The organism is Mesorhizobium sp. 131-3-5 (genome assembly GCF_016756575.1).
Lineage (GTDB): Bacteria > Pseudomonadota > Alphaproteobacteria > Rhizobiales > Rhizobiaceae > Mesorhizobium > Mesorhizobium jarvisii.
On sequence record NZ_AP023254.1, the window covers coordinates 4,768,748 to 4,791,576 of the forward strand.

Here is a 22,829-nt window from a genome sequence, read left to right on the forward strand (position 1 = left end):
CAGCCTCTCTAACCATTTTCTCGCTGTGACGGGCCGCTCAATCGACCTTGGTCATCGCCGCCTTGCGCTCATTGGCGATCAGCCAGAGATTTCTGATATAGATGAACATGCCCATGGCCTGGCCGGCGATGAAGACCGGATCCTGGCGCTGGATGGCATAGATCAGAAGCAGGCCGCCGCCGAACAGGGAGAAGAACCAGAAGGCCACCGGCACGACGCTGCGCTTGGCCTTTTCCGAAGCCAGCCATTGTACGACGAAGCGCATGGTGAAGAAGAACTGCGCAACGAAGCCGAGCAGGATCCACGCATCGAATTGCTTGATGAAAACCTGGTGAAGCCAGGTCCCCAGTTCCTGAAGCACGCTAAACACGCTTGATTTCCTCTACTTTTGGCATTCTGCGGCGCCTGCGGCGCAGCCACCAGACACCGCCGAGATCGAGCGCGCCCTGCAGGCCGCGGTCGAAAATGCCGTAATTCGACTTGCCGTGCCGGCGCGAGCGATCCACGACATCGCAATGCACGACGCGATAGCCTTCCTGGATGACCAGGGCCGGGACGAAGCGATGGGTGCCGTCGAAGAACGGCAGTTTGCGCAGGATGTCGGTGTGAACCGCCTTCAGGCCGCAGCCGGTGTCGCGGGTCTCGTCATGCAGGATGGCGTTTCTCAGCCAGTTGGCGAAGCGCGACGCCAGTTGCTTGACCTTGCTGTCGCGGCGCTTGAGGCGCTGCCCCTGGGCGGCGCCGAAATCCGGCCCGGCCTGCCGCAGGGCGTCGACCAGCACCGGAATGTATTGCGGATCGTTCTGGCCGTCGCCGTCGATCGTGGCGACGATCCCGCCGCGAGCCGCCCAGGCGCCCGAGCGCACTGAAAGGCTCTGGCCGGCGGATTTCTGGTGCCGCAGTTCCCGCACCGGAAAGGAACGAAGCGCCGCCTGTTCGGTAAGCACGGCAGCCGTCTCGTCGGTCGAGCCGTCATTGACGATGATCAGTTCGAAGTCGCGCCCGGCCATCGCCGCCTCGATCTCGTCGATCAAGAGCGGCAGGTTTGCCGCCTCGTTCCTGCAAGGAATGACGATGGATATCAATGCGTCCGGCATGTCGCGTCGGGGCTCTGTCGTCGAATGTGGCATTGATGGATGCCGTGCGGTGCCGCTCGAGGTCGTGGGCTGCAAGAACCTTTGGCGCGGCGCCTCATTACGCCAGCCGAAACGATGAAGCAAGCATTCGTGCCGTAAGGCGCGATGCACCGTTTCAACAACCGGTGATCGTCAGGAACTTATGATCCTTGGCGCAGAGGCAATCCGGCGCAAGACCGGATTCCACTTTTGCTGATCGCAACCTCCCGGTTGGCGCGCGATCTGACGCAAAACCGGATTCCACTTTTGCTGATCGCAACCTCCCGGTTGGCGCGCGATCTGACGCAAAACCGGATTCCACTTTTGCTGATCGCGCTTGGATGCTAAACGCGCCCGTTCACATATGCCCCCGCCGGACCGGGCGGACGCTTTCGGGAAAGAAACCATGCCTGCCTTCAAATCCGATTTCCTGCGCACGATGAGCGAGCGCGGCTTCATCCACCAGATTTCGGATGAGACCGGCCTCGACCAGCTTTTCGCCAAGGAAACGGTCACCGCCTATGTCGGCTATGACGCCACCGCCACCAGCCTGCATATCGGCAATCTGATCTCGGCGACCATGCTTTACTGGCTGCAGGAAACCGGACACCGTCCGATCGCCCTGATGGGCGGCGGCACGTCGATGATCGGCGACCCGTCCTTCCGCGACGACCAGCGCAGCCTTTTGACGCCCGAGGCGATCGCCACCAACATCGAAGGCATCAAGCGCATCTTCGGCCGCATCCTGCGCTTCGGCGACGGCCCGAACGACGCCATCATGGTCAACAATGCCGACTGGCTGATGAAGCTCAACTATGTCGAGTTCCTGCGCGACGTCGGCCGGCATTTCTCCGTCAACCGCATGCTGACCTTCGACAGCGTCAAGCTCAGGCTCGACCGTGAGCAGTCGTTGTCGTTCCTCGAATTCAACTACATGATCCTGCAGGGCTACGATTTCGTCGAGCTCGCCCGGCGCCAGAACTGCCGCCTCCAGATGGGCGGATCGGACCAGTGGGGCAACATCATCAACGGCGTCGATCTCGGCCATCGCATGGGCACGCCGCAGCTTTACGCCCTGACCACGCCGCTGCTCACGACATCGTCAGGCGCCAAGATGGGCAAGTCGGCAAAGGGTGCGGTCTGGCTCAACGGCGACCTCTTCTCGCCCTATGATTTCTGGCAGTACTGGCGCAACACCGAGGACGCCGATGTCGAGCGCTTCCTGAAGATATTCACCCGCCTGCCGCTCGACGAGATCGCGCGCCTGGCCGCGCTTGGCGGCTCCGAGATCAACGAGGCCAAAAAGATCCTGGCCACGGAGACGACGGCGATCGTCCATGGCCGCGAGGCGGCAAACCAGGCCGAGGAAACCGCGCGCAAGACGTTCGAGGAAGGGGCGCTCGCCGATACATTGCCGACCGTCGGGGCCGACAAGGCAGCCCTTGAAGCCGGCATCGGCATCCTGTCGCTGCTGGTCACGGCCGGGCTGGCATCGTCCAATGGCGAGGCGCGGCGCCACATACAGGGCGGCGCGGTTCGCATAAACGACCAGTCGGTCGGCGATGACCGCCGCATGGTCACGCTTCAGGATCTGAGTCCGGAAAACGTCGTAAAGCTTTCACTCGGCAAGAAAAAACACGTTCTGGTGCGGCCGGCCTGAGGCCGTTCATCGATATTCGAAGATCGACCGGAATATGCCCGGCGCGATCACCGACAGCGGGTTGACGTCGAGCACCGGCTTGTTGGCATTGCCCCTGAGCCGATAGGTGACGCCGATCAGGCCGCGGTCGCGGCCGTTGCCCAGCAGCGCGCCGACGATGGGCAATTCGCCGAAGATGCGGTTGAGGCCATAGACCGGCATGAAGGTGCCGGTCATGTCCATATTTTTGTTCTGGTCGTAGAGGATGCCCTGGAACGTCGTGCCGATGCGCGGACCGCGCAGCACGCCATTGGCCAGCTTCAGATAGCCGCTGCCTTTCTCGATCTCGGCATAACCGCGTTCGAACTTGACCCGCGACGTGTCGAGATTGCCCTTGACCGCCTGGTTGAGGCTGCGGTTGTCGCCGGCCGGCGTGGTCGAGACGATGGAGGCGAGCTTCGGTTCGTTGACGATGAAGAAGTTGCTGGTGTCGACCTTGCCCTTCATCGGCCCGTCGCCGGCCCCGGTCAGCGCCAGCATGATCGAGCCGCCTTCCATATGCTCGTAGACGTTCAGGAACCTCAATATCGCGCCGGCGTCCGCTGACTTCACGTTGAGCGAGCGCCGGCCGTCGCCGGTTGTGTTGCTGATGGTGATGGCCGCGCCCGAACTTGCCGTGGCGCTGACCTTCAGCCCGTTCACCCTTGAGCCGGCCGCGCTGTAGTCGAGCTTCAAATTGGACAGTTGCTCGTCATGGAAGCCTGTGAGCTGCTCGACGTCGGCGCTGACGGAAATGTTGTCTGTTCCGGTCGTCTTGGTCGCGGTGTCCACATCGGATGTGAACTGCTTGATGAGCGAACGGGCGTCGAGCGCGTTGCCATTGATGTCGACGGCGTAGCCCTTGCCTGACCGTTTCACCGAAATCGCGACATCGTCACCCCGGTTCAAGGTGACCTTGCCGAACTTGGCCGACGACAGGGCGCCGTTGATCAGCACGATGCTGCCGTCGATCGAGAATGTTTTGCCGTCGAGGCTGAAATCGGACAGTGTCGTGGTGTCCCCGGCCTTGGTCATGACGAAGGTGACGTTAGCGGGAACCCCTGCCCCCTTGCTCCAGCCGGCCCAGGGAATGTCCAGCCTGGCATTGGTCAGGTCGGCCGACACGTTCTGGTTGCCATCGCCGCTCTTGTCGATCGCGACCTTCACCGTTCCGCCAAGCAGCGGCGTCAGGCCTGGCATGGCCGCGGCACGGACCTTGTCGTCGAGCACCATGGCCACCTTGCGGCTGCGCGCCGGCCCGTTGTCCGCCAACGGCTCGATCAGGTCGAGTTCGGCAGGAATGCCGTTGAGGGCTGCCTTGGCGGAGATCACCGCTTTTTCGGGATCGACGGTGATCGAGCCGTCGGCATCCGTCACGGTCTGGCCCTCGAACGGCTTGGCCAGCGACAGGCCGGTGTAGTCGAGCGACACCAGCCAGTCGAGTTTCGAGGTATCGACGCCGGACTGCAGCGGAATGTCCGCCCGGACATGGCCGGTGACGCTGCCGGACAGGTCCTCCGGTAGGAAGCCGACATGGCGCATGGCGTTGATCGGCTCGTAGGAGGCGAGTTCGGCGACAGCTGGCGCCTCACCCTCCACATCGATGTCGAGGGCGCCGATGACCGGCGGGCGGTTCGCCGCCTTGACCGCCAGCGTGCCGTTGCTGGCCGCCACGGTGCGGCCACTGAGCATGTAGACGGTGCCCGAGGAGAGCGAAATGTCGACGTCATTGCCGTGGAAGGCGACGACGCCGACGGCGTCGCGTATCGGCGGAATACGGCCGGCCGTATCAAAACGCGAGCCTTCGATCTGGAAGCGGCCGAACACCTCCTCGGCCGAAAGCGGCACGCCGTTGCCGAGGCGATCCGGCACGACCTGGAACTGTAGGTTGGCGTCGACGACGCGGCCGCCGAACAGATTATCCAGCACCCACAACCGCGCATTGCGCGCCGAGAACCATGGCCACAGCTGCTTGACGTGCGAGACCGGCATGTCATGGACGTTGAGCGCCAGATTGACCCCGGGGGCCTTGCCGTCAACGAACGCCACGGCCGCGGTGCCGAGCACCTCGCCTGAGGCAGCGGACCGAACGGCGATCTGCTCGGCCACCAATTTATGGCTCTTGGTTTGATAGACGCCGGCAATGCGGGCGAGGAAGGTCAGCGCGGGCTCGGGCGATTCCGATGGCGCCAGGGTCGAACCGTCGCTGGTCAGGTCATAGCGATAGGAGGGTTCCTCGCCCGCCGCCCCTGTCGCCGGCTTTGGCCCTATCGAGCCGCCGAAATTGAAAGAAGACCGGCCGGTTTTCAGCAGCAGCCTGTCGACCTGGATCTTGTTGCTGCCGTGGACAAGCGTCGCGTCGACATCGACATCGGCCGGGAGCAAGCCGCGCGTGCCAAGATCGAGCACCGACCCGGCGGACGACAGAGAGGCCGTCAGCCGTGATTCATTGGTGCCGGACCCTTCAGCTCCTGTCAGCTTCAACGCGATCGCGCCCAGCTTCCCGGCGCCGGCAGCGGTTTCGTCGGCGGATACCAGATCGACGCTCGCATTCAGCGCCGTCACGCGATGCGCAGCGACATCTCGGGTGGCGGAGGCGGCAACCGTTACCTTTCTGCCGTCGACATCCGCCTCCGAGGAAAACTCCACAGCGCCCGGCCCCGATTGTAAGACGGTGGCGTCGGCGATCTTGACCAACTTGATCGCCCCCGCGTCGGGCAGCAGGAATTCGACATTGCTGAGATCGATCCGGCGCATCGAATCTTCCCGTACGGCGTCGAGCGCGCGATGTATGTTGCCGAACAGCGCGTCGGACAGTCTCTCCGGATCGACGAGGCCGTCCTCGTTGCGCAATTGCGCTGTCCAGTCGCCGCCGGACGGCATCGCCGCCACAACGATGTGTGCGTCCGATATCCTGGCGCTGGTCAGCCGCACCTCTCCCCAAAGAAGCGGGATCAGGCGCATGCCGAAGCGGACGCGACCAGCATCCGCCATAGGTTTGTCGTCTGATGTCCTCAGGCTGACGTCGCTGACCTGGAGCGCGACGAAACTCGAACTGTCGAGCGTGATGCGCGCCGGCCCGACCGCCACATTAACATCGACACCGGCGAGTTTCTCGATGGCGGTCTCCGCTTCCGCCCGAAGCCGCTCGGAGCCGACCCCGGATGCCCCGACCAGATAGACAACGACCGCGGCCAGCACCATGAACGCGACCATGCCGGCGAACACGCGCGAAAGGATGCGGAAGCCGCGGCCGATCGACGCCTGGCCGAGTGGTGGAACGCGGCACGCGGACGGCAAAGCCCCCAGGTCGGTGATCTCGTCACGCCTGAACCGGATCTTCTCGTGCTGCGGTTGCTCCTGATCCACGCAATCTTCCGTTGTACAAATTCGCTCGTGGACGAATCCCCGGTCGACACTATATCGGTGTGGCGTCGCGCGTAACCTCAAACAAGGGCATCGATATGGCTGACCTCGACGTGGGCGATCTTGCGCCGCAATTCGATCTGCCGCGGGACGGCGGCGGCTCGCTCAGCCTGACCGCGTCGGCCGGCAAACCCGTGGTGCTCTACTTCTATCCACAGGACGACACAACAAGCTGCACCCAGGAAGCGATCAGCTTTTCGCAGCTGAAACCGGAATTCGAGAAGGCAGGCGCCGTCGTGATCGGTCTGTCACCCGACAACGTCAAGAAGCACGACAAGTTCAAATCGAAATACAACCTCACCGTCGACCTCGCCGCCGACGAGGAGCGCAAGGTGATCGAGGCCTACCATCTGTGGGTCGAGAAATCGATGTATGGCCGCAAATATATGGGCGTCGAGCGAGCGACGTTCCTGATCGGCCGTGACGGGCGGATTGCCAGGATTTGGCGCAAGGTCCGGGTCAAGGGCCATGCCGAGGAAGTGCTGGAAGCCGTTCGCGCGCTTTGAGCGTCAAAGCCCAGGACGCTATCGACAATTCCGGTCGCGCGGGAATGGGCTTACTCGTCCGACGTTTGCGCTTTCGGCTGCGGCTGTGCCCGCCAGGATTCCGTGACATGGACCACACGATCAGCCAGCGCGGCGAGATGACCGCGCAGACCGCGCGCGCCGATCATCGACGACAGCCTGGCTGATTGCGTGGCGAAGCGCCGCTTGAAATCCTCGCCGCCGCAGAGAAAATCGACTTTGGCAAGGCCATGGTCGAGCGACCACTGGATATAGTCCATCATCAGCACCATGCCCGGCGAGGCGCGCTCATATTCGGGATCATAGGTGGTGACGAAAGCCATCATCGTGCCGTGCTGCTCGAAATTGATCGAGACGGCGATGATCGTGTCGTCGAGTTCCAGCACGAAGATGCGCAACAGCCCGAGCTCGGCCAGCACCGAAACCAGCGCGGCGAGAACGGGCGAGCCCTCGTCGAACAGGTCGGAGGCACGGCCATGCCGGGCGAGCCAGAGGCGCTTCAGCACCGCGACCCGTGCGAGCACCGGCTCGCGCGGGTCGTCCGCACCCAGCAGGCGGAAACGCACCGCCCCACCTTCCTCCATGAATTTGCGGCCGCGACGGTAGTTCTGCCGGGCCTTCTTGGACAGCGTCTCGAACCATTCCGCCCCACTTTGCCAGGGGCCGACGACACGGTAGCTGATTTCACTGCGGTGGTTGGGTCGAAGGTGCGAGGCCGGATCCAGCAGGCCTCGGACACCGGCATCCGGCAGCAGCCGGTTGAGATAGACGAGGTCGAAGCCGCCCTGATCAAAAACATGCTGCCAGAGGCGGGAGATCACATGCGGATCTCTGTCGGGCGCAACCAGCGCGTCACCATAGTCGCTGTGATCTTTCGCTGCCCATTCGAGCATGCGGATGCCGGAGCGCTTGAAGGTAGCGAGCGCGATCACGCCGTCGAGCCGATCGCCATTCCAGGCAAGCCCGATCCTGAGCGTGCGCCGCTGCTGATGCGGGGTGGTGCGCCACCAGGCCGCGATCCAGTCCGGGTGCTGGAAGACAAGCCCGCCGGCGCGCTGCCAGAGCGCGGCCCAGGCCGGTGCGATCTCGGCCAGACGCGCCGCTGATGTCACGACTTCGAAGGTGCGTGTCCGCGGGATCGCGAGCACGAAGGGAGCGTTCATGGCCGCGTCCCCTCTTCCGATGACTGTACGGTCCGTGGTTTTGCAGGCCGGATGCGCCTGGCAATATGCCCCCACATCCGCTTCAGCGGCATCACATAAAGGCCCGCGAGGGACTGGTAGTCGCGCACATTGCGGTCGACCAGTCCGAACTTGAAGTCCTCGTCAGGTTTCGGCACGCACAATGTTCCGAAGAGTCGGTCCCAGAACGAGAAGAGCAGGCCGAAATTCTTGTCGTAGTGGCGCGGATCGGTGCTGTGATGCAGTTGGTGCCAATGCGGACACAGGATCACATTGTTGAGCGGGCCGAACGAAATCTTGAAATGGGTGTGCCTGACGAAATCCATCATCAGGATGTTGCGCATGACATAGACGTTGACGCCAAAGACGGTCAGTTCGACAAGGTTCAGTGAAATCAGCGACCAGATGCCGAAGCAGACGCCGACGATGAGGCCATCCCAGGCGCGATTCATCAGTTCGTCGAGCGGGTGGACCCGGTCCTTGGTGATCCCGACCATCACCTCGGCCGAGTGATGCACCTTGTGCAATTCCCAGAGCACCGGATAGCGGTGCTGGGCGACGTGATAGAGATAATAGGAAATATCGTAGGCGAGCAGCATGGTGATGGTGAAGATCAGCACCGTCACCGGGCCTGCCGGTCCCTGGACCAGCGGCGGCTGGAACTGGACGAGTGTCGAAAACAGCCAGTTGGTTGCGTAGCCCACCGCCGAGACGAAGACTATTCCGGCGGGCAGCATCAGGAAGGGCATCAGGGCTTTTTTCGTGACCCAGAACAGCAGGTCGGCCCTCGCCGAGGGATGGGTGATGACCTCGTGCGGGATGACGAACTCGAAGAACTCCTTCCAGCTCTTCTCCTCGACCGTGCGCCAATAGGCGACGAGCGCGCTGACAAAAGCAGTCAACAGCAGAAGCCCGGTCGCCAGCAAACTGGTGCCCGAGATCTTGTCGAGGATCTTGCCAACCAGATCGCCCAGCATTCCTGCCGCCATAGTGAATCCCAAACCCCGGTACCGCTTCTAATCGAAAACCGTCAATTAAAAGCGATCGAAGACAGTTAAGGAAACCTAGACCTTGATCGCGACCGACAGGCCGCTCTGCTGGCAGCCGATTGGCGCTCATCGCCAATGATTTCGCGGCATTACGCACGCTTCTTTGGCCATTTTCATACAACCCTCTGCGCGCGCCGCATGCATTCGGCGCCAGGCGATCGATCAGGCAAGCCTTTGTTAACCCTAATAATGTGTAATCAAGCTGTCGTGGTGTCGTAAACGAAAGCTTGGTCCCGTGAACGCAACCGGTCAGTCCGCAGTCTTCGGCAGGCGCAAGGAACCCCACACGGTCATCATAGCCCGCGGCAACGAGATTAGGCATTTCACGATCCGGCCCTGGCTCGCGGCATTCATCGGCTCGGCACTCGCCGCCATTGCCATCGGCTACCTCCTGGCCACCTCCTATCTCGTGCTGCGCGACGACCTGATCGGCGCCACCACCGCGCGCCAGGCGCGCATGCAGCAGGCCTACGAAGACCGCATCTCGGCGCTTCGCGCCCAGGTCGACCGCATCACCAGCCGCCAGTTGCTCGACCAGCAATTGATGGAAAACAAGGTCAGCGAACTGATTGAACGCCAGACGCAGCTCAGCCAGCGCCACGGCCGTCTCGGACCATTGCTCGAGCGCGCCGAGAACGAGGTGGGAGCAGCGCCCGCCGAGGATCCGGCCGCGGCCGCCAAACCGGACAAGCACGCCGAGGTGACCGGCAGCATCAGCCAGCCCGCGCGGAATTATGCGGTCGCGAGCCTGGGTGCCGACCTGGGTGCTGCCGATACCAGGCCGTTCTCCTTGTGGTCGACCCGCACCGATCCGCTGCCCAGCGATACAGCCGCTGATCGTGCCGACAAGCTGTTCGTCTCGATCAACCAGTCGCTGAAATCCATCGAAAACGAACAGCTCACCCGCATCAGCACGCTTGCAGACAATGCCTACAAGAGCGCCGATGCCATCCAGCAGGCGCTGCAGGCGGCCGGACTGCCGGTCGACAGCGATTTCGGCAAGAACGAAAGCGATGTCGGCGGTCCGCTGATCCCGCTCGACAGTTCGATGATCTTCGACAGCAAGGTCAAGGAACTGGACGAAGCTCTGGATACGCTCGACCAGCTGAAGAAGGAAGCGCGCCAGCTGCCGCTTGCCAACCCCGCCCCCGGCCACTCCGTCACCAGCCCGTTCGGCGTGCGCACCGATCCCATCCTCGGCACCGCGGCACTGCATTCGGGCATGGATTTCAGGGCGCCCATCGGCATGGCGGCCAAGGTCACGGCGCCCGGCATCGTTACCAAGGCCGGCTGGAACGGTGGCTATGGCCGCATGGTGGAGGTCGACCACGGCAACGGCTTTGCGACCCGCTACGGGCATCTCAGCGAAATCGACGTGACCGTGGGCGAGAAGCTGGACGCCGGCGCCATCGTCGGCAAGACCGGTAGCAGCGGCCGCTCGACCGGCCCGCATCTGCACTATGAGGTGCGCCACAATGGCGAAGCGATCGATCCCTTGCGCTTCCTCACCGTCGGCAGGAAGGTCGCCCAGTATCTCTGAGGCGCCAGTCCTGACCTGATTGGCACTCAATACCTCTCGAATAGACCTTCCCGCTTCGATTTCGAGGTGAGTGATCGCCATCCGTGCGGCTTTCGGCCGCCTGTTTCGCCTCTTTTGCCTCCCAGCAGACGTATCATCCCCACGCGCCGGCAAGGCGACTAGTCCACGGCCTTCGGCCCTGTCGGTGTTGACACAATTCAAGTTGTAGGATGATATGTATAACCATATACCACAACATCAACGCCGACCCGACAATGACCATCCACGGCATCTCGCCTGACGTTCTCACCGCCCTGGAGCATGTGCTGGGGCAGAGCGGCGTGGCTGCCGATGCGGCCGACATGGCGAAATACCTCGTGGACTGGTCTGGCGATCATCATGGCGGCGCGCTTGCCGTGCTGAAGCCCGCGTCGGTCGCCGAGGTTCAGGCCGCGGTCCGGCTGTGCGGCACGCTGGGGCTGGCGATGATCCCGCAAGGCGGGAACACCGGACTTGTGGCAGGTGCGATCGACATCGGCACAGCCCGAGGCGCGGTGGTGATCAGCCTGGAGCGGCTGAACAGGATCCGCCTTGTCGATGCCGACAATTTCATCCTACAGGCCGATGCCGGCTGCATCCTGCAGCACATCAAGAACGCCGCCGACGAGCAGGACTGCCTGTTTCCGCTGTCGCTCGGCGCGCAAGGCAGCTGCCAGATCGGCGGCAACGCCGCCAGCAATGCCGGCGGCGTCAACGTCTTGCGCTACGGTATGGCCCGCGACCTCATCGTCGGCCTGGAAGCTGTGCTGCCGGACGGCGCGTTGTGGAACGGCTTTTCTGGCCTGCGCAAGGACAATCGCGGCTATGACCTGAAGCAGCTCTTCATCGGCGCCGAGGGCACGCTGGGCATCATCACCGGTGTCGAGATGAAGCTCTTTCCAAAACCCGGCCGCGTCGAGACCGCCTATCTGGGGCTCCCCTCATTCGAAGCGGCGATATCGCTGTTCAGGCGCGCCCGACGCCAATGCTGCGACCTGATATCCGCCTTCGAGATCATCGGCGCGGAATGCATGGAGCTTGCGCGCCTCGCCGACCCGAACATCGTGGCACCGGTCACCACGCCGGTCCATGTGCTGATCGAATTGTCGTCGAGTGCCGCGATCGATTTGCGCGCCCTGCTGGTGGATTTCCTTGCCGGCACGATGGCAGAAGACCTCGTCACCGACGCCGTCCTGGCCGAGAGCGGCGCGCAGGCCAGAGCATTCTGGGCCATTCGCGAGGGGTTGGTCGAGGGCCAAGCCAAGCGCGGCTACCATGTGCGCACCGACCTCTCGGTGCGCATCTCCGACATCCCCACGCTCATCGCCCAGGCCCGCCAGTTTATCGAACTGCAGCATCCGGGCTGGATTTCCCAGGCCTACGGCCACGCGGGCGACGGCAACATCCATTTCAACGTCCTGCCGCCGCTCGACCTTGCCGAGCCCGCCGCCCGCGCCACGGGCGCCACCATCACCACTGGCCTATACGACATCGTCAACGCCCTCGGCGGCTCGATCAGCGCCGAGCATGGCATCGGACGCACCCGCCAGCGTGTCTATTGGGCGGGAATGTCAGCAGTCCAGCGTCGGCTCGTCAGCACACTCAAAGATGCGCTCGATCCGGGCGGGCTGATGAACCCCGGCTGCCTCTTTCCCGCGACGGAGACTTCTTCATGAAACAAAGACTGGCCGCCATCGGCACTGTCGAGGCGCTGCCGCACCGGGTCGCGGCGTTCCTCAGCCGCGAGATCGAGTCCGGCGATCTCAATCCGGGCAGCCTGCTGCCGACGGAGCAGCAACTTTCGGAGAAATTCGGCGTCAGCCGCAACGTCGTGCGCGAGGCGATCGCGCAGTTGCGCGCCGATGGCATGGTCGAGGCGCGACAAGGCATCGGCTCCTTCGTCCTGGCGCCGGAACAGCGCGCGGCAATCCGCATCGACCGCGAGACACTGAAGGAGGGGCAGAACATGGAGCGGCTGTTCGAGCTGCGCTGCATCCTCGAGGCGGAATCGGCGGCACTTGCGGCCGAACGGCGCGAGCAGGAGCATCTCGACGCGATCAAGGGCGCGCTCGACCGGATGAGCGGCGAGGAGCGCTGGGAAGACGGCAGCATCGACGCCGATCTGCTGTTTCATCGCGAAATCGCCCGCGCGACCGGCAACAGCTACATCCACACCTTCATTTCCTTCGTCTGCGAACAAATCCGCCGCTCGATCTATTACGCGCGGCAGACCAATCCCTTGCACGATCTGGTGGAGGTCAATGTCGGCGAGCATGTGCGCATCTACGAGGCGTTGGTCGCCGGCGATCCGGCAGCAGCCGAAGCCGCGATGCGCGCGCATATTATCGGCGCTGCCAACCGTGTCGGCGTCAAGCTGCCTTCTGCCCGCGGCGAACGCACCGGCGGAGGGAAATGAGCATGGCTGTCGCAAGCATTACCCGCATTTCCGACGTCTGCCTTCTGGTCGAGGATATCGAGCGGACGGTGGCGTTCTATGTCGACAAGCTCGGCTTTCGCTTGCGCCGCCGCGCCGAAGGTTTCGCCGACTTCCATGGCGAAGGCGTGACGCTGGCCGCCTGGGAAATCGACCACATCAGCCAGCATGCCGGCGTCTCCAAACTGCGGTCGCCGCGCCATGCGCACAAGGTCTGCGTCGCCGTCCAACTCGGCGCGCCCGACGAGATCGACCGACTGCATGCCGAGCTGACGGCAAAGGGCGTGCCGTTTTATGGCCCGCCCGAAAACTATGTCTGGAACGCGCGCTGCGCCTACTTCACCGACCCGGACGACACGCTTTGGGAACTCTACGCCTGGCTCGACGGCGGCCCCGGCGACTACCACGACGAACAGCCGTAGACCACCCGCGCCAAGGGAACGGCGCGCAATGAAGAGACGAGACAGTCTTGCAACAGGAGCGAAAAATGAATGGGAATCACGACATGAACCGCCGCGGCTTCATGAAATCCGGCCTGGCGGCCGTTGCCATGGCATCGGGCGGCATGCAGCTGGTGCTGACTCCGGGCGCGAAGGCCGCCGGCAAGGTCGTCATCCAGTATGACTGGCTGATGTCCAACGGACAGATCGGCGACATCGTCGCCGTCGCCAATGGCTACTTCAAGGATGCCGGGCTCGACGTGGAATTCAGCCCGGGCGGCCCGAACGCCTCGACCGTGCCGCCGGTGATATCGGGCGCGGCACAGCTTGGCCAATTCTCCGAAACGCCCCAACTGTTTGCGGCGCGTGCCAGCGGCGTGCCGGTGAAGATCATCGCTTGCGGATTCCGCACCGGCCCCTACGCGCTCACCTCAAAGGCCTCGAATCCGATCAAGGGCGTGGCCGACCTCAAGGGCAAGAAGATCGGCATCCAGCCGACGGCGCGTTTCGTCATGGACGAGATCCTCGCCAAGAACGGCATGAGCGCATCCGACCTCACCGTCATCAATGTCGGCTTCGACAAGGGACCGCTGGTGCGCGGCGATGTCGACGCCATTGGCGGCTGGATCACCAACACGCAGGCGCTCAGCGTCGTCGGCGACGACCGCATCGATCTTCTGGTGCGCGATCTCGGCTTGAATTCCTATGCCGATGTCTATTTCGCCACAGACGCGGCGATCGAAAAGGATCCGGACACGCTGGCCAAGTTCATCGGCGCGGTCGCCAAGGGCTGGGGCTGGGTGCACGCCAACCCGCAGGAGGCGGTGAAGAAGATGGTCGCCGCCTATCCCGAAATGGACCTCGGCTGGGAAGAGAAGACAGTTAACCTCGTGCTGAGGCTCTCGTTCGACGGCGCGACGGCAAAGGACGGCTGGGGCACGTTCGACCTCGCCTCCATCGAAGAGCAGCTGGCGCTGCTCGACAAGGTCGGCCAGTACCCGAACGGGCGCCCCAAGGCCGCCGACGTCTACACCACCAAGATCCTCGAACTTTCGGCTGCCGACCGGCCGAAGCTCGACGCGCCCGCCGCCTGATGGCGAACGCGATCGAAGCCAGCCGGCTGGACGTCGGCTATGGCGGCCGCCAGACGGCCGTCAAGGTGCTCTCCGGCCTCGACCTCAGCGTCGAGGCCGGCTCCTTCCTGTCGATCCTCGGACCGTCCGGCTGCGGCAAGTCGACCTTGCTCAGAGTGGTCGCCGACCTGCTCGACCCGCTCGGCGGCACGATCAGCGTGCTCGGCGACACGCCGCATGCGGTGCGCTCGCGCCGCGATGTCGGCTTTGTCTTCCAGGACTCGACACTGCTGCCCTGGCGCACGGTGCGCGACAATGTGCGCCTGCCGCTTGGCGTCGGGCAAGGCAGCCTGACGCGCAAGATCGAGGATCGCAGCGAAGAATTGTTAGAGCTGATGGGGCTTGCCGGCTTTGGCGAACGCCTGCCGCACCAGCTGTCCGGCGGCCAGCGCCAGCGTGTGGCGATCGCCAGGGCGCTGCTTGGCCAGCCGAAGCTGCTGCTCATGGACGAACCGTTCGGGGCGCTGGACGAAATCACCCGCGACCGGCTCAACGACGAGCTTCTCAACCTGTGGCGGCGCACGGGAACGACGATCCTGTTCGTCACCCATTCGATCGCCGAAGCCGCCTATCTCGGCGAGCGTGTCATTGTCCTCGCCGCCAATCCGGGGCGGCTGGTCAAGGATCTGGACATGCGGCCGCTCAAGCAGGACGGCAACCGTTGTAAGCGCGAAGACCCGGCAATCGTCGCCGCCATGGCGGAGCTGCGGGCCGCGCTGGAGCAGGCATCATGAGGCCGGCGCCGCTGTCGCCGCAATTGGCGATAGCCCTGCCCGTTCTTGGCGCTGCGTCGCTGCTGCTCGCCTGGCAGTATCTGCTGCCGCTTCTCGGCGTCCCGGCCTATATCGTGCCGACGCCGACAGCCATATCAGGCGTCTTCCAGAAAAATTTCGCGCTGCTCATGGACAATTTGAGGCCGACGCTGATCGAGGCGCTGGCCGGCTTTGTCATCGGCAATCTGGCCGCCGTGCTGCTGGCGGTCCTGTTCGTGCACAACCGCATCCTGCAGGCCACCTATTTTCCGATCGTGCTGTTTTTCAACACCATTCCGATCCTGGCACTGTCGCCGATCATCATCCTGATCTTCGGGCTCGGCATGACGCCGAAGATCGTTATCGCCGCGGTGATCTGCTTCTTCCCGACACTGGTGAACATGATCCGCGGCCTGGATTCGGCCAGCGACAATGAGCACGAACTGTTCCGGGTGCTGTCGGCGACACGTTCGGAGATTTTCTGGAGCCTGCGCCTGCCCCGCGCACTGCCGATGCTGTTCTCCTCGCTCAGGATCGCCTCGGCGACGGCGGTGATCGGGGCCATCGTCGGCGAATGGATCGGCTCGGACAAGGGCCTCGGCGCGCTGATTATCCAGGCGAGCTTCAATTACCAGTCGGACCGACTTTACGCGGCGATCGTGCTGTCATCTTGCCTGTCGATCGTGCTGTTCTGTGCCGTGGTGCTGGTCGAACGCCGGGTCATCAAATACTGAGCAGGCATCTAACCGGTTCGTGCAGGCTCGCACGAGCCGACTTTGGACCGCTTTGATCAGTCGGTATTTTCCGGCTGCGCCGACAGAAATCCGGTCGCCGCCGCAACCAGGGTGGCCGCGCCAACCTTCAAGGCGGCTTCGTCGACGCGAAATTTGGGATGGTGAAGCGGAAAGACCGATCCGACCGCCTCGTTGCGGATGCCGAGCCGGAAATAGACCGAAGGACGCCTCTCGCTGTAATAGCCAAAATCGTCGGCAATGGTCCATCCGGGCGTATCGAGAACATTGTCGGCGCCGATGCAGGCCTTGCCGCTGGCGGCAATCAGCTCGGCCATCTCGCCGTCATTGACCACACCCGGCTCGCCCTTGTGGATGGTGAGCTCCACATCGGCCCCGTGGCTCGCCGCCATGCCCTCCAGGATTTCGCCAACGCGCCGCCAGGCCCGCTCGCGGGTGGCGTCGCTGCCGCTGCGGATGGTGCCCTTCAAGGCGACCTTGCCGGCGACGACATTGTAGGCGCTGCCGCCATTGATGCCGGTGACGGAAATGACCAGCGGATCGTAAGGGTCGATCTCGCGCGAGACGATCTTCTGCAATTCGCCGACCATGGAACAGGCCACGGCGATAGCATCGATACCCTCATAGGGCTTTGCCGCATGTGCCGCCTCGCCGATTACGACGGCGTCGAACGTATCGCATGCCAGCGTGCAGGGACCCGAACGGACCGCGATCTTGCCGGATGGCGTATACGGATCGACGTGAAGGCAGATCGCGGCGTCGACATCGTCGAGCAGCCCCTCCTCCACCACGCGTTTGCCGCCCGAGGGCGAATCCTCTTCTGCCGGCTGGAAGATCAGGCGCACGGTGCCACCAAAATCGGCTCTTGATCTATGCAGATGCGCGGCAACTGCGAAGCCCATCGATGCGTGGGCGTCGTGGCCGCAGGCATGCATCACACCGGGATTGGCCGACGCATAGTCGACGCCGGACTCTTCTTCGATCGGCAAGGCATCGATGTCGGCGCGAATGGCAATCTTCCGGTTCGACGGCTTGCCGGTGCCGACTAAGTCGACCGCGAGGCCAAAGCCCGCGACTTCGCGAATGTCTGATATCCCCTCGCCGGCCAGCATCTGCCTGAGATAACGCTGCGTGTTGGCTTCGTGGTTCGACAGTTCCGGATTGCGGTGCAGATGCCGGCGGATCTCCATCATCTGGTCGAGAATTCCGGCATCGATAGCGACCGTGCCGGAACCTTCAGCACTGGCTGCCACGACGACACCCTCAGGATTTGACATGGATCTCTCGCGGGAACATCGTCAGCGTTTCTTGGCCGGTTTCGGTCACCAAAATGGTCTCGCTGACCTCGATGCCCCAACCGTCCATCCACATGCCGAGGATGGAGTGGACGACATTGCCGGGTTGAAGCACCGTCTTGTCGCCGGGTCTCAGGCTGATCGTGTGTTCGCCCCAATCCGGCGGATAGGCGACACCTATGGAATAGCCGATGCGCGATTCCTTCTTCAGCCCGTAACGCTGGATGACCTTGCGCCATGCAGCCTCGACCGCCTCGGCAGTCGTTCCCGGCCTCACCGCATCGAGCACCGCGTCCATGCCTTCGATCACCGCCTTTGCCGTGTCCGCAACCCGCGTCGGCGTCTTGCCGAGCTGCATCGTTCTTGCAAGCCCGGCGGCATAGCGGCGGCAGACACCGGCGAGCTCCAGTGCAATCGTCTCGTTGTCTCCAAACCGCCGGTCACTCCACATTATATGCGGGGCAGAAGCGTTCTCGCCGCCGAGGATGGTCGGCGGAAGGGCGGTGATATCGCCGGCAAAGTCCGGGCTGCCGGCGATCTGCGCCGCCTGGATGGAGGCGATGGCGTCGCATTCGCGCACCCCTGGCGCGATCACCTCGAAGGCCCGCGCGACGGCCGCTTCGGCCAGGGTCGACGCCTTGCGCAGATAGGCGATTTCGGGCGCCGATTTGACCGCGCGGATTCAGTTCACCAGCAGATCGGCGTCATGCCATTTCGCATTGGGGAGTCCGGCGACGAGCCGGGCATGGCCTTTCGGCGAGAAATAATAGGCTTCCAGCTCGATGCCGACATGCCTGTTTCCCCATCCCTTGGCGACGATCCAGCTCGCGATCCAGTCCATGGGGTGGCGATCGGCGCGTTGAACGTGATCCTCCGGGAAGCCAACGACATTCTCGGGCTTCATCCAAGCCGTGAGCAGCCCGCCGGCCGCATCCATGGCGCGGCCGATCCAGACCGGCTCGACCTCCTCCAACGGAACCAGCACCACCTGCGGCGTGTAGAATGACCAGCCATCATAGCCGGTGATGTAGTGCTGGTTGGCAACGTCGTTGACGACAAGGAGTTCGAGACCGCGCTTCGCCATCTCGGCGCGGATCTTGCGAAGCCGCTGCTGGTACTCGTCGCGGGCAAACGGCAGTTCAATCATTTTTGCTCCATGCATTTTTCGACGGTTGCGAACCTCGCCACCATTGAGGCGGTTTCGCTATGGCGGCAATCGGCCAAGGGCGGCAGGTGAACAGGTCCTAAGCCGGTGCGGCTTGCGGCTCTCTTGGGCGGGATGTTGCTCTCGTTTATTTTTGAATTCCATTTGACTGAATAAATCTTTGGTGCGAACCTTACGTCAATCGAGGACGCAAGGCATGGCATTGCGGGGGACCAATCAGGAGTTCGGGCGGCCGTACAACCGTCGCATCGTGCTTGAGTCTATCCGCCTGCATGGGCCGATCGCCCGCGGCGAGATCGCCAGCCGTGTCGGGCTTACCGTCCAGACCGTATCGACCATCGTTCGCGAACTGGAAGAACAGGGCTACATCCTCTCCCTGCGCGTGGAGCCCAAGGGGCGCGGCCTGCCGCCGGCGACGCTGCGCATCAATCCCGAGGGAGGCTATGCCGTCGGTATTCACATCACCCCGTTCGGCATCGATGCCGCCCTGATCAATCTGAGCGGCGACGTGATCGAGAGCACCTACCGCGAGGCCCCGAACGCGACGCCCGACCATGCCTTCGAACTGATCGGTGCGATGGTGATTGAATTGACCGGATTGCGGGCCGGCGGTCGGGTGCTTGGGGTCGGCCTGGCCCTGCCCGGACCGTTCGGCGTCGAATCCATGAGTTTCGTCGGCCCGACCACCATGACTGGCTGGCAGGATGTGGCGCTGCGCGAGCGACTGGCGGCCTCGACCGGACTGCCTGCCTTCTTCGAAACCGACATGGCGGCCGCCGCCATGGGCGAGCGGCTCTACGGCCTCGGCGCCCAATTCTCCGACTATTACTACCTCTATTTCGGCGTCGGCCTTGGCGGCGTCATGGTTCATGACGGCATCGTGCAGCGCGGCGCCTGGGGCAATGCCGGCGAGGTCGGACACATCCCTGTCGTTCCTGCCGGCGAGGCCTGTCCCTGCGGGAACCGGGGTTGCCTCGAAAGATACCTCTCGCTCGAGGCGCTTCGGCGCTGGAACGGCACAGAGCCCGACTGGATCGCGGAAGTCGCGCCGATCTTTCACAATGCCGTCGCCGTCATCGAGAACCTGTTCGACCCCGAAACGGTCATCCTCGGCGGGCTGGCGTCCACCGACCTGCTGGAACGGCTGGCCGGTTCGACCGGCGGCCTGCACAACTCCGTCTCGGCGCGCAAGGACCGCATCGCGCCCCGGCTGATGGTCGCGCGCGGCGGGCAACATTCGGTGCTGCGCGGCGCCGCTGCCCTCGCGGTTTCCGGGGTCCTGTCGCCGCGCTTCGGCCAGATGTTCGCCGCCGAGCGCGAACGCGGCCGCGATCTTCTGACAGCCAAGGAGGTTGCGGCATGAGCGAACCGCTGCTGGTGCTCGACAACGTCACCAAGAACTATGGCGCGATCGAAGCGCTGAAGGGGATCAGCTTTTCCATCGGCAAGGGCGAGGTCGTGGCGTTGCTGGGCGACAACGGTGCCGGCAAATCCACGCTGGTCAAGATCATATCAGGCGGACTGGAGCCGACCTCGGGCCGCATGCTCTTCGAAGGCAAGGAGTTTCTCGCGAGGTCGCCGGCCGAGGCCAAGGCGGCGGGCATCGAAACCGTCTACCAGGACCTGTCGCTCTGCACCAATGTCGACGTGGTGGCGAATTTCTTCATGGGCCGCGAAATCACCAGGAAGGTGCTCGGCATTCCCGTGCTCGACGAGCGCGCCATGGAAGCCGTCGTCTCCAAGGCGCTGGCCAGCGCCGGCTCCCGCATTCCGTCGCTGCGCACCAATGTCGAGCATCTCTCGGGCGGCCAGCGGCAAGCCATCGAGCTCAACCGCTTCGTGCACTGGGGCGGCAAGCTGGTGCTGCTCGACGAGCCGTTCGCGGCGCTGGGCGTCGAGCAGACGCGGCGCGGTCTCGACATGATCCGCCAGGTGGCGAGCCAGGGCATCGGCGTCGTCATCATCACCCACATCATGCAGCAGGCCTTTCAGGTCGCCGACCGGATCGTGGTGATCCGGCAAGGCGTCGTGGCCGGCGATGTGGCGCGCAACAAAACAAGTCCCGATGCGGTGATCAACATGATCACCGGGGAGACGCTTGCCGGTGCCGGACCGGCGGGCTGAGGGACAAAAGAGGGGTCCGGCTTAACAGGGAGCCAACGACATGAAGCGAATACTTCTTGCTGTCTTCGGCATCCTGGCACTGGCCTTTGCCACGCTCACGCCGGCATTCGCCCAGTCCAAGGGTGTCGTCTACTATCTTGTGCCGACACTACTCGATGAATTCCAGACCGGCTCGGTGACCGCGCTGGAGCTGTTCCTCAAGCAGGCCGGTTATGAGTTCAAGTCACTGAACGCCGACAACAAGACCGATGCCCAGCAATCGCAGATGAACGACGTCATCGCACTAAAGCCGGCGGCCATTATCCTCGCGGCTGTCGACTTCAACGCGCTGAAACCGTCCATCGAGGCCGCCCGTGCCGCCGGTATCCCGGTGGTCGAGTTCGACCGCCAGATCACTTCGACACCATCCGACTTCACGTCAGTCGCCGGAACGGTCGAAATCGGCCATGTCGCCGCCGACCAGGCCGAAAAACTGTTGAAGGCCAAAAACGGCTCGGTGAAGGGCAAGGTGCTGCAGGTGCTCGGCGATCCAGGCGATCCCTACACGCTCGACATCCAGAAAGGCTTCGAAGAGAAGATGAAGGCGTTTCCGGACGTCAAGATCATCTCGCTTCCGGCCATGCAGTGGGAAGCCAGCAACGCCGGCACCATCGTCGCCGACCAGATGCTGGCCAACCCCGACATCGACCTGATCTTCAGCCATGCCGCGCACCTCTCGGTGGCCGCCGTCGCCTCGCTCGAGGCCGCCGGCAAGAAGCCGGGCGACGTCATGCTGATGAGCTCGAACGGCGCGCCGGTCGGCCTCGACCTGATCCGCAAGGGCTGGCTCAACGTCGAAGTCGAGCAGCCGCTCTACGCGCAGGCCGCCGCCGTCGCCATGTTCATGGACAAGGTGGTCAAGAAGCAAGAGATCAAGCCCGGCGAATATGACGTGATCGGCCTGAAATCGACCGTGACCAAGGAAGCCTGGGGGCCGAACATCAAGATCCCCGGTGCCGCCATCACCAAGGAGAATGTCGACAACCCGGCTTTCTGGGGCAACCAGAAGCCGCCGACGGACGCCATTAAACCCGTCGAGTAGTCCTGTCGTACTGAGCGCTCCGGGCCATCGCGGCCCGGAGCCAATCCTTCGCAAATCGCGCCATTCGGAAGATCGAATTGATTCTTTCGGGCCATGCACCAGTCGGATCAGCCCCATGAACCCCCGCACCCGCCATGCCCTGGAGCTCATCCTCGACAACCTCGTCTGGTTCATGCTGGTCTTCGTGCTGGTGGTCTTTTCCATCTTCATCCCGAACTATTTCCAGCTCGGAATCTTCGCCAACATCATCGAGGCTTCGAGCGTGCTCGGCGTCATGTCGATCGGCCTGGCGCTGGTCATCATCGCCGGCCACATGGATTTGTCGGTCGAATCCGTCGCCGCACTCAGCGCCATGGCGGTCGGCATCCTGTTCTGCTCATCCGGAATCGGGCTTGGCGTCCAACTGCATCCGGAATGGCTGATGGTTCCGGTGTCGCTGCTGCTTGCGCTGGCCGTGGGCGGCCTGATCGGAGCCTTCAACGGGTTTCTGGTCGTCAAGGTGAAGATGAGCGCGTTCATCATAACTCTGGCGTCCTACATCTGGGTGCGCGGCCTGGTGCTGGTGATTTCGGGCGGCCGCTCGGCGCAGGATCTTGCACCGGCGATCCGCTGGTTCGGTATCCAGCGGCTAATCGGCCTGCCGCTCACCGCCTGGATCGCCATTGCCTGTTTCGTCGTCTTCTCACTGATCATGGCCAAGACACCGTTTGGCAGGCACCTGGTGATGATCGGCGGTAACGAGACGGCGACCTTCCGCGCCGGCATCCGGGTGAACCGCAACCTTATCATCGCCTTCGTGCTTGCCGGCGCTATCGCCGGCCTTGCCGGCTGGCTGCTGGCGATCCGCACCTCGGGCGCCACAGCAAATCTCGGCGTTGGCCTGTTGTTCAACGCCTTTGCCGCGGTCGTCATCGGCGGCGTCAGCCTGAAGGGCGGCGTCGGCACCCTGCCCGGCGTCTACGCCGGCGTGCTGCTGCTCTCGGCCATCAACACGGCGATCAATCTGATGGGGCTGCCGGCCAATTTCACCCAGGTCATCCACGGCCTGCTGGTACTTGCGGCCGTGCTGCTCGACGCATTCAAGCAAACCATTCGCCAAAGACTGGCATGACAGGACGGCTC

General features: G+C 63.5%; 19 protein-coding genes and 1 pseudogene. 13 read left to right on the forward strand and 7 right to left on the reverse strand.

Annotation, left to right across the window (positions count from 1 at the left end; translation table 11 throughout):
* Positions 1-37 precede the first annotated feature (37 nt).
* A complete protein-coding gene (locus tag JG747_RS23370) occupies positions 38-370 on the reverse strand; it encodes a lipid-A-disaccharide synthase N-terminal domain-containing protein (RefSeq protein WP_202360125.1) in 333 nt (110 codons plus the stop codon).
* Positions 363-1,097, reverse strand: a complete 735-nt coding sequence (locus JG747_RS23375) for a glycosyltransferase family 2 protein (protein WP_027051599.1) — start codon at positions 1,095-1,097, stop codon at positions 363-365. The genes JG747_RS23370 and JG747_RS23375 overlap by 8 nt, the downstream gene beginning before the upstream one ends.
* Before the next feature lie 424 nt (positions 1,098-1,521).
* Between JG747_RS23375 and tyrS the strand changes: the two genes are divergently transcribed.
* A complete protein-coding gene (gene tyrS, locus JG747_RS23380; RefSeq protein WP_038646385.1) occupies positions 1,522-2,775 on the forward strand; it encodes a tyrosine--tRNA ligase in 1,254 nt (417 codons plus the stop codon).
* 6 nt (positions 2,776-2,781) lie between these two features.
* Here tyrS and JG747_RS23385 read toward each other — a convergent pair whose 3' ends face one another.
* Positions 2,782-6,162 (reverse strand): DUF3971 domain-containing protein, encoded by a 3,381-nt coding sequence (locus JG747_RS23385; protein ID WP_202360126.1) that lies wholly within the window; start codon positions 6,160-6,162, stop codon positions 2,782-2,784.
* Between the two features lie 95 nt (positions 6,163-6,257).
* Here JG747_RS23385 and JG747_RS23390 point away from each other — a divergent pair, with 95 nt between their 5' ends.
* On the forward strand, positions 6,258-6,725 hold the full coding sequence (locus JG747_RS23390) for a peroxiredoxin (protein ID WP_038646379.1): 468 nt from the start codon (positions 6,258-6,260) through the stop codon (positions 6,723-6,725).
* 50 nt (positions 6,726-6,775) lie between these two features.
* On the opposite strand, the gene JG747_RS23395 is transcribed toward JG747_RS23390, so the two are convergent.
* Positions 6,776-7,906, reverse strand: coding sequence for a GNAT family N-acetyltransferase (locus tag JG747_RS23395; protein ID WP_202360127.1), 1,131 nt, complete (start codon positions 7,904-7,906; stop codon positions 6,776-6,778).
* Complete coding sequence (locus tag JG747_RS23400) at positions 7,903-8,901, reverse strand: sterol desaturase family protein (RefSeq protein ID WP_202360128.1); 999 nt, start codon at positions 8,899-8,901, stop codon at positions 7,903-7,905. Before JG747_RS23400 ends, JG747_RS23395 begins: the two co-directional genes overlap by 4 nt.
* 307 nt (positions 8,902-9,208) lie before the next feature.
* On the opposite strand from JG747_RS23400, the gene JG747_RS23405 reads away from it, so the two are divergent.
* The 7 genes from JG747_RS23405 (at position 9,209) to JG747_RS23435 (ending at position 16,024) form a co-directional block, all read left to right on the forward strand.
* Complete coding sequence (locus JG747_RS23405; protein ID WP_038646373.1) at positions 9,209-10,513, forward strand: M23 family metallopeptidase; 1,305 nt, start codon at positions 9,209-9,211, stop codon at positions 10,511-10,513.
* A gap of 254 nt (positions 10,514-10,767) precedes the next feature.
* Positions 10,768-12,207, forward strand: coding sequence for an FAD-binding oxidoreductase (locus tag JG747_RS23410; RefSeq protein ID WP_202360129.1), 1,440 nt, complete (start codon positions 10,768-10,770; stop codon positions 12,205-12,207).
* Positions 12,204-12,947 carry a FadR/GntR family transcriptional regulator gene (locus JG747_RS23415; RefSeq protein WP_038646368.1) on the forward strand — a complete coding sequence of 248 codons (744 nt, stop codon included), beginning with the start codon at positions 12,204-12,206 and terminating at the stop codon, positions 12,945-12,947. Before JG747_RS23410 ends, JG747_RS23415 begins: the two co-directional genes overlap by 4 nt.
* A complete protein-coding gene (locus JG747_RS23420) occupies positions 12,944-13,387 on the forward strand; it encodes a VOC family protein (RefSeq protein WP_019857737.1) in 444 nt (147 codons plus the stop codon). The genes JG747_RS23415 and JG747_RS23420 overlap by 4 nt, the downstream gene beginning before the upstream one ends.
* A gap of 83 nt (positions 13,388-13,470) precedes the next feature.
* Positions 13,471-14,499 (forward strand): ABC transporter substrate-binding protein, encoded by a 1,029-nt coding sequence (locus JG747_RS23425; RefSeq protein WP_202362345.1) that lies wholly within the window; start codon positions 13,471-13,473, stop codon positions 14,497-14,499.
* Positions 14,499-15,272 (forward strand): ABC transporter ATP-binding protein, encoded by a 774-nt coding sequence (locus JG747_RS23430; protein ID WP_069091972.1) that lies wholly within the window; start codon positions 14,499-14,501, stop codon positions 15,270-15,272. The genes JG747_RS23425 and JG747_RS23430 overlap by 1 nt, the downstream gene beginning before the upstream one ends.
* Complete coding sequence (locus JG747_RS23435; protein WP_038646363.1) at positions 15,269-16,024, forward strand: ABC transporter permease; 756 nt, start codon at positions 15,269-15,271, stop codon at positions 16,022-16,024. The genes JG747_RS23430 and JG747_RS23435 overlap by 4 nt, the downstream gene beginning before the upstream one ends.
* A 56-nt stretch (positions 16,025-16,080) precedes the next feature.
* On the opposite strand, the gene JG747_RS23440 is transcribed toward JG747_RS23435, so the two are convergent.
* Both JG747_RS23440 and JG747_RS23445 read right to left on the reverse strand, forming a co-directional pair.
* The gene (locus JG747_RS23440) at positions 16,081-17,319 is read right to left on the reverse strand and encodes a M20 metallopeptidase family protein (protein ID WP_202360130.1); all 1,239 of its coding nucleotides are present in this window, start codon (positions 17,317-17,319) and stop codon (positions 16,081-16,083) included.
* Positions 17,306-18,484 (reverse strand): annotated as a pseudogene (locus JG747_RS23445) (M24 family metallopeptidase). Before JG747_RS23445 ends, JG747_RS23440 begins: the two are co-directional and overlap by 14 nt.
* A gap of 214 nt (positions 18,485-18,698) precedes the next feature.
* Here JG747_RS23445 and JG747_RS23450 point away from each other — a divergent pair.
* The 4 genes from JG747_RS23450 to JG747_RS23465 all read left to right on the forward strand — a co-directional run bounded on the left by JG747_RS23450 (position 18,699) and on the right by JG747_RS23465 (position 22,818).
* Positions 18,699-19,865: an ROK family transcriptional regulator gene (locus JG747_RS23450; protein ID WP_064982717.1), complete on the forward strand. Its 1,167-nt coding sequence runs from the start codon at positions 18,699-18,701 to the stop codon at positions 19,863-19,865.
* Positions 19,862-20,626 carry an ATP-binding cassette domain-containing protein gene (locus JG747_RS23455; protein WP_202360131.1) on the forward strand — a complete coding sequence of 255 codons (765 nt, stop codon included), beginning with the start codon at positions 19,862-19,864 and terminating at the stop codon, positions 20,624-20,626. The genes JG747_RS23450 and JG747_RS23455 overlap by 4 nt, the downstream gene beginning before the upstream one ends.
* A 40-nt stretch (positions 20,627-20,666) precedes the next feature.
* Positions 20,667-21,707, forward strand: a complete 1,041-nt coding sequence (locus JG747_RS23460; RefSeq protein WP_019857728.1) for a sugar ABC transporter substrate-binding protein — start codon at positions 20,667-20,669, stop codon at positions 21,705-21,707.
* Positions 21,708-21,822: 115 nt separating this feature from the next.
* Positions 21,823-22,818: an ABC transporter permease gene (locus JG747_RS23465; protein ID WP_019857727.1), complete on the forward strand. Its 996-nt coding sequence runs from the start codon at positions 21,823-21,825 to the stop codon at positions 22,816-22,818.
* The last annotated feature ends 11 nt before the right edge of the window (positions 22,819-22,829 follow it).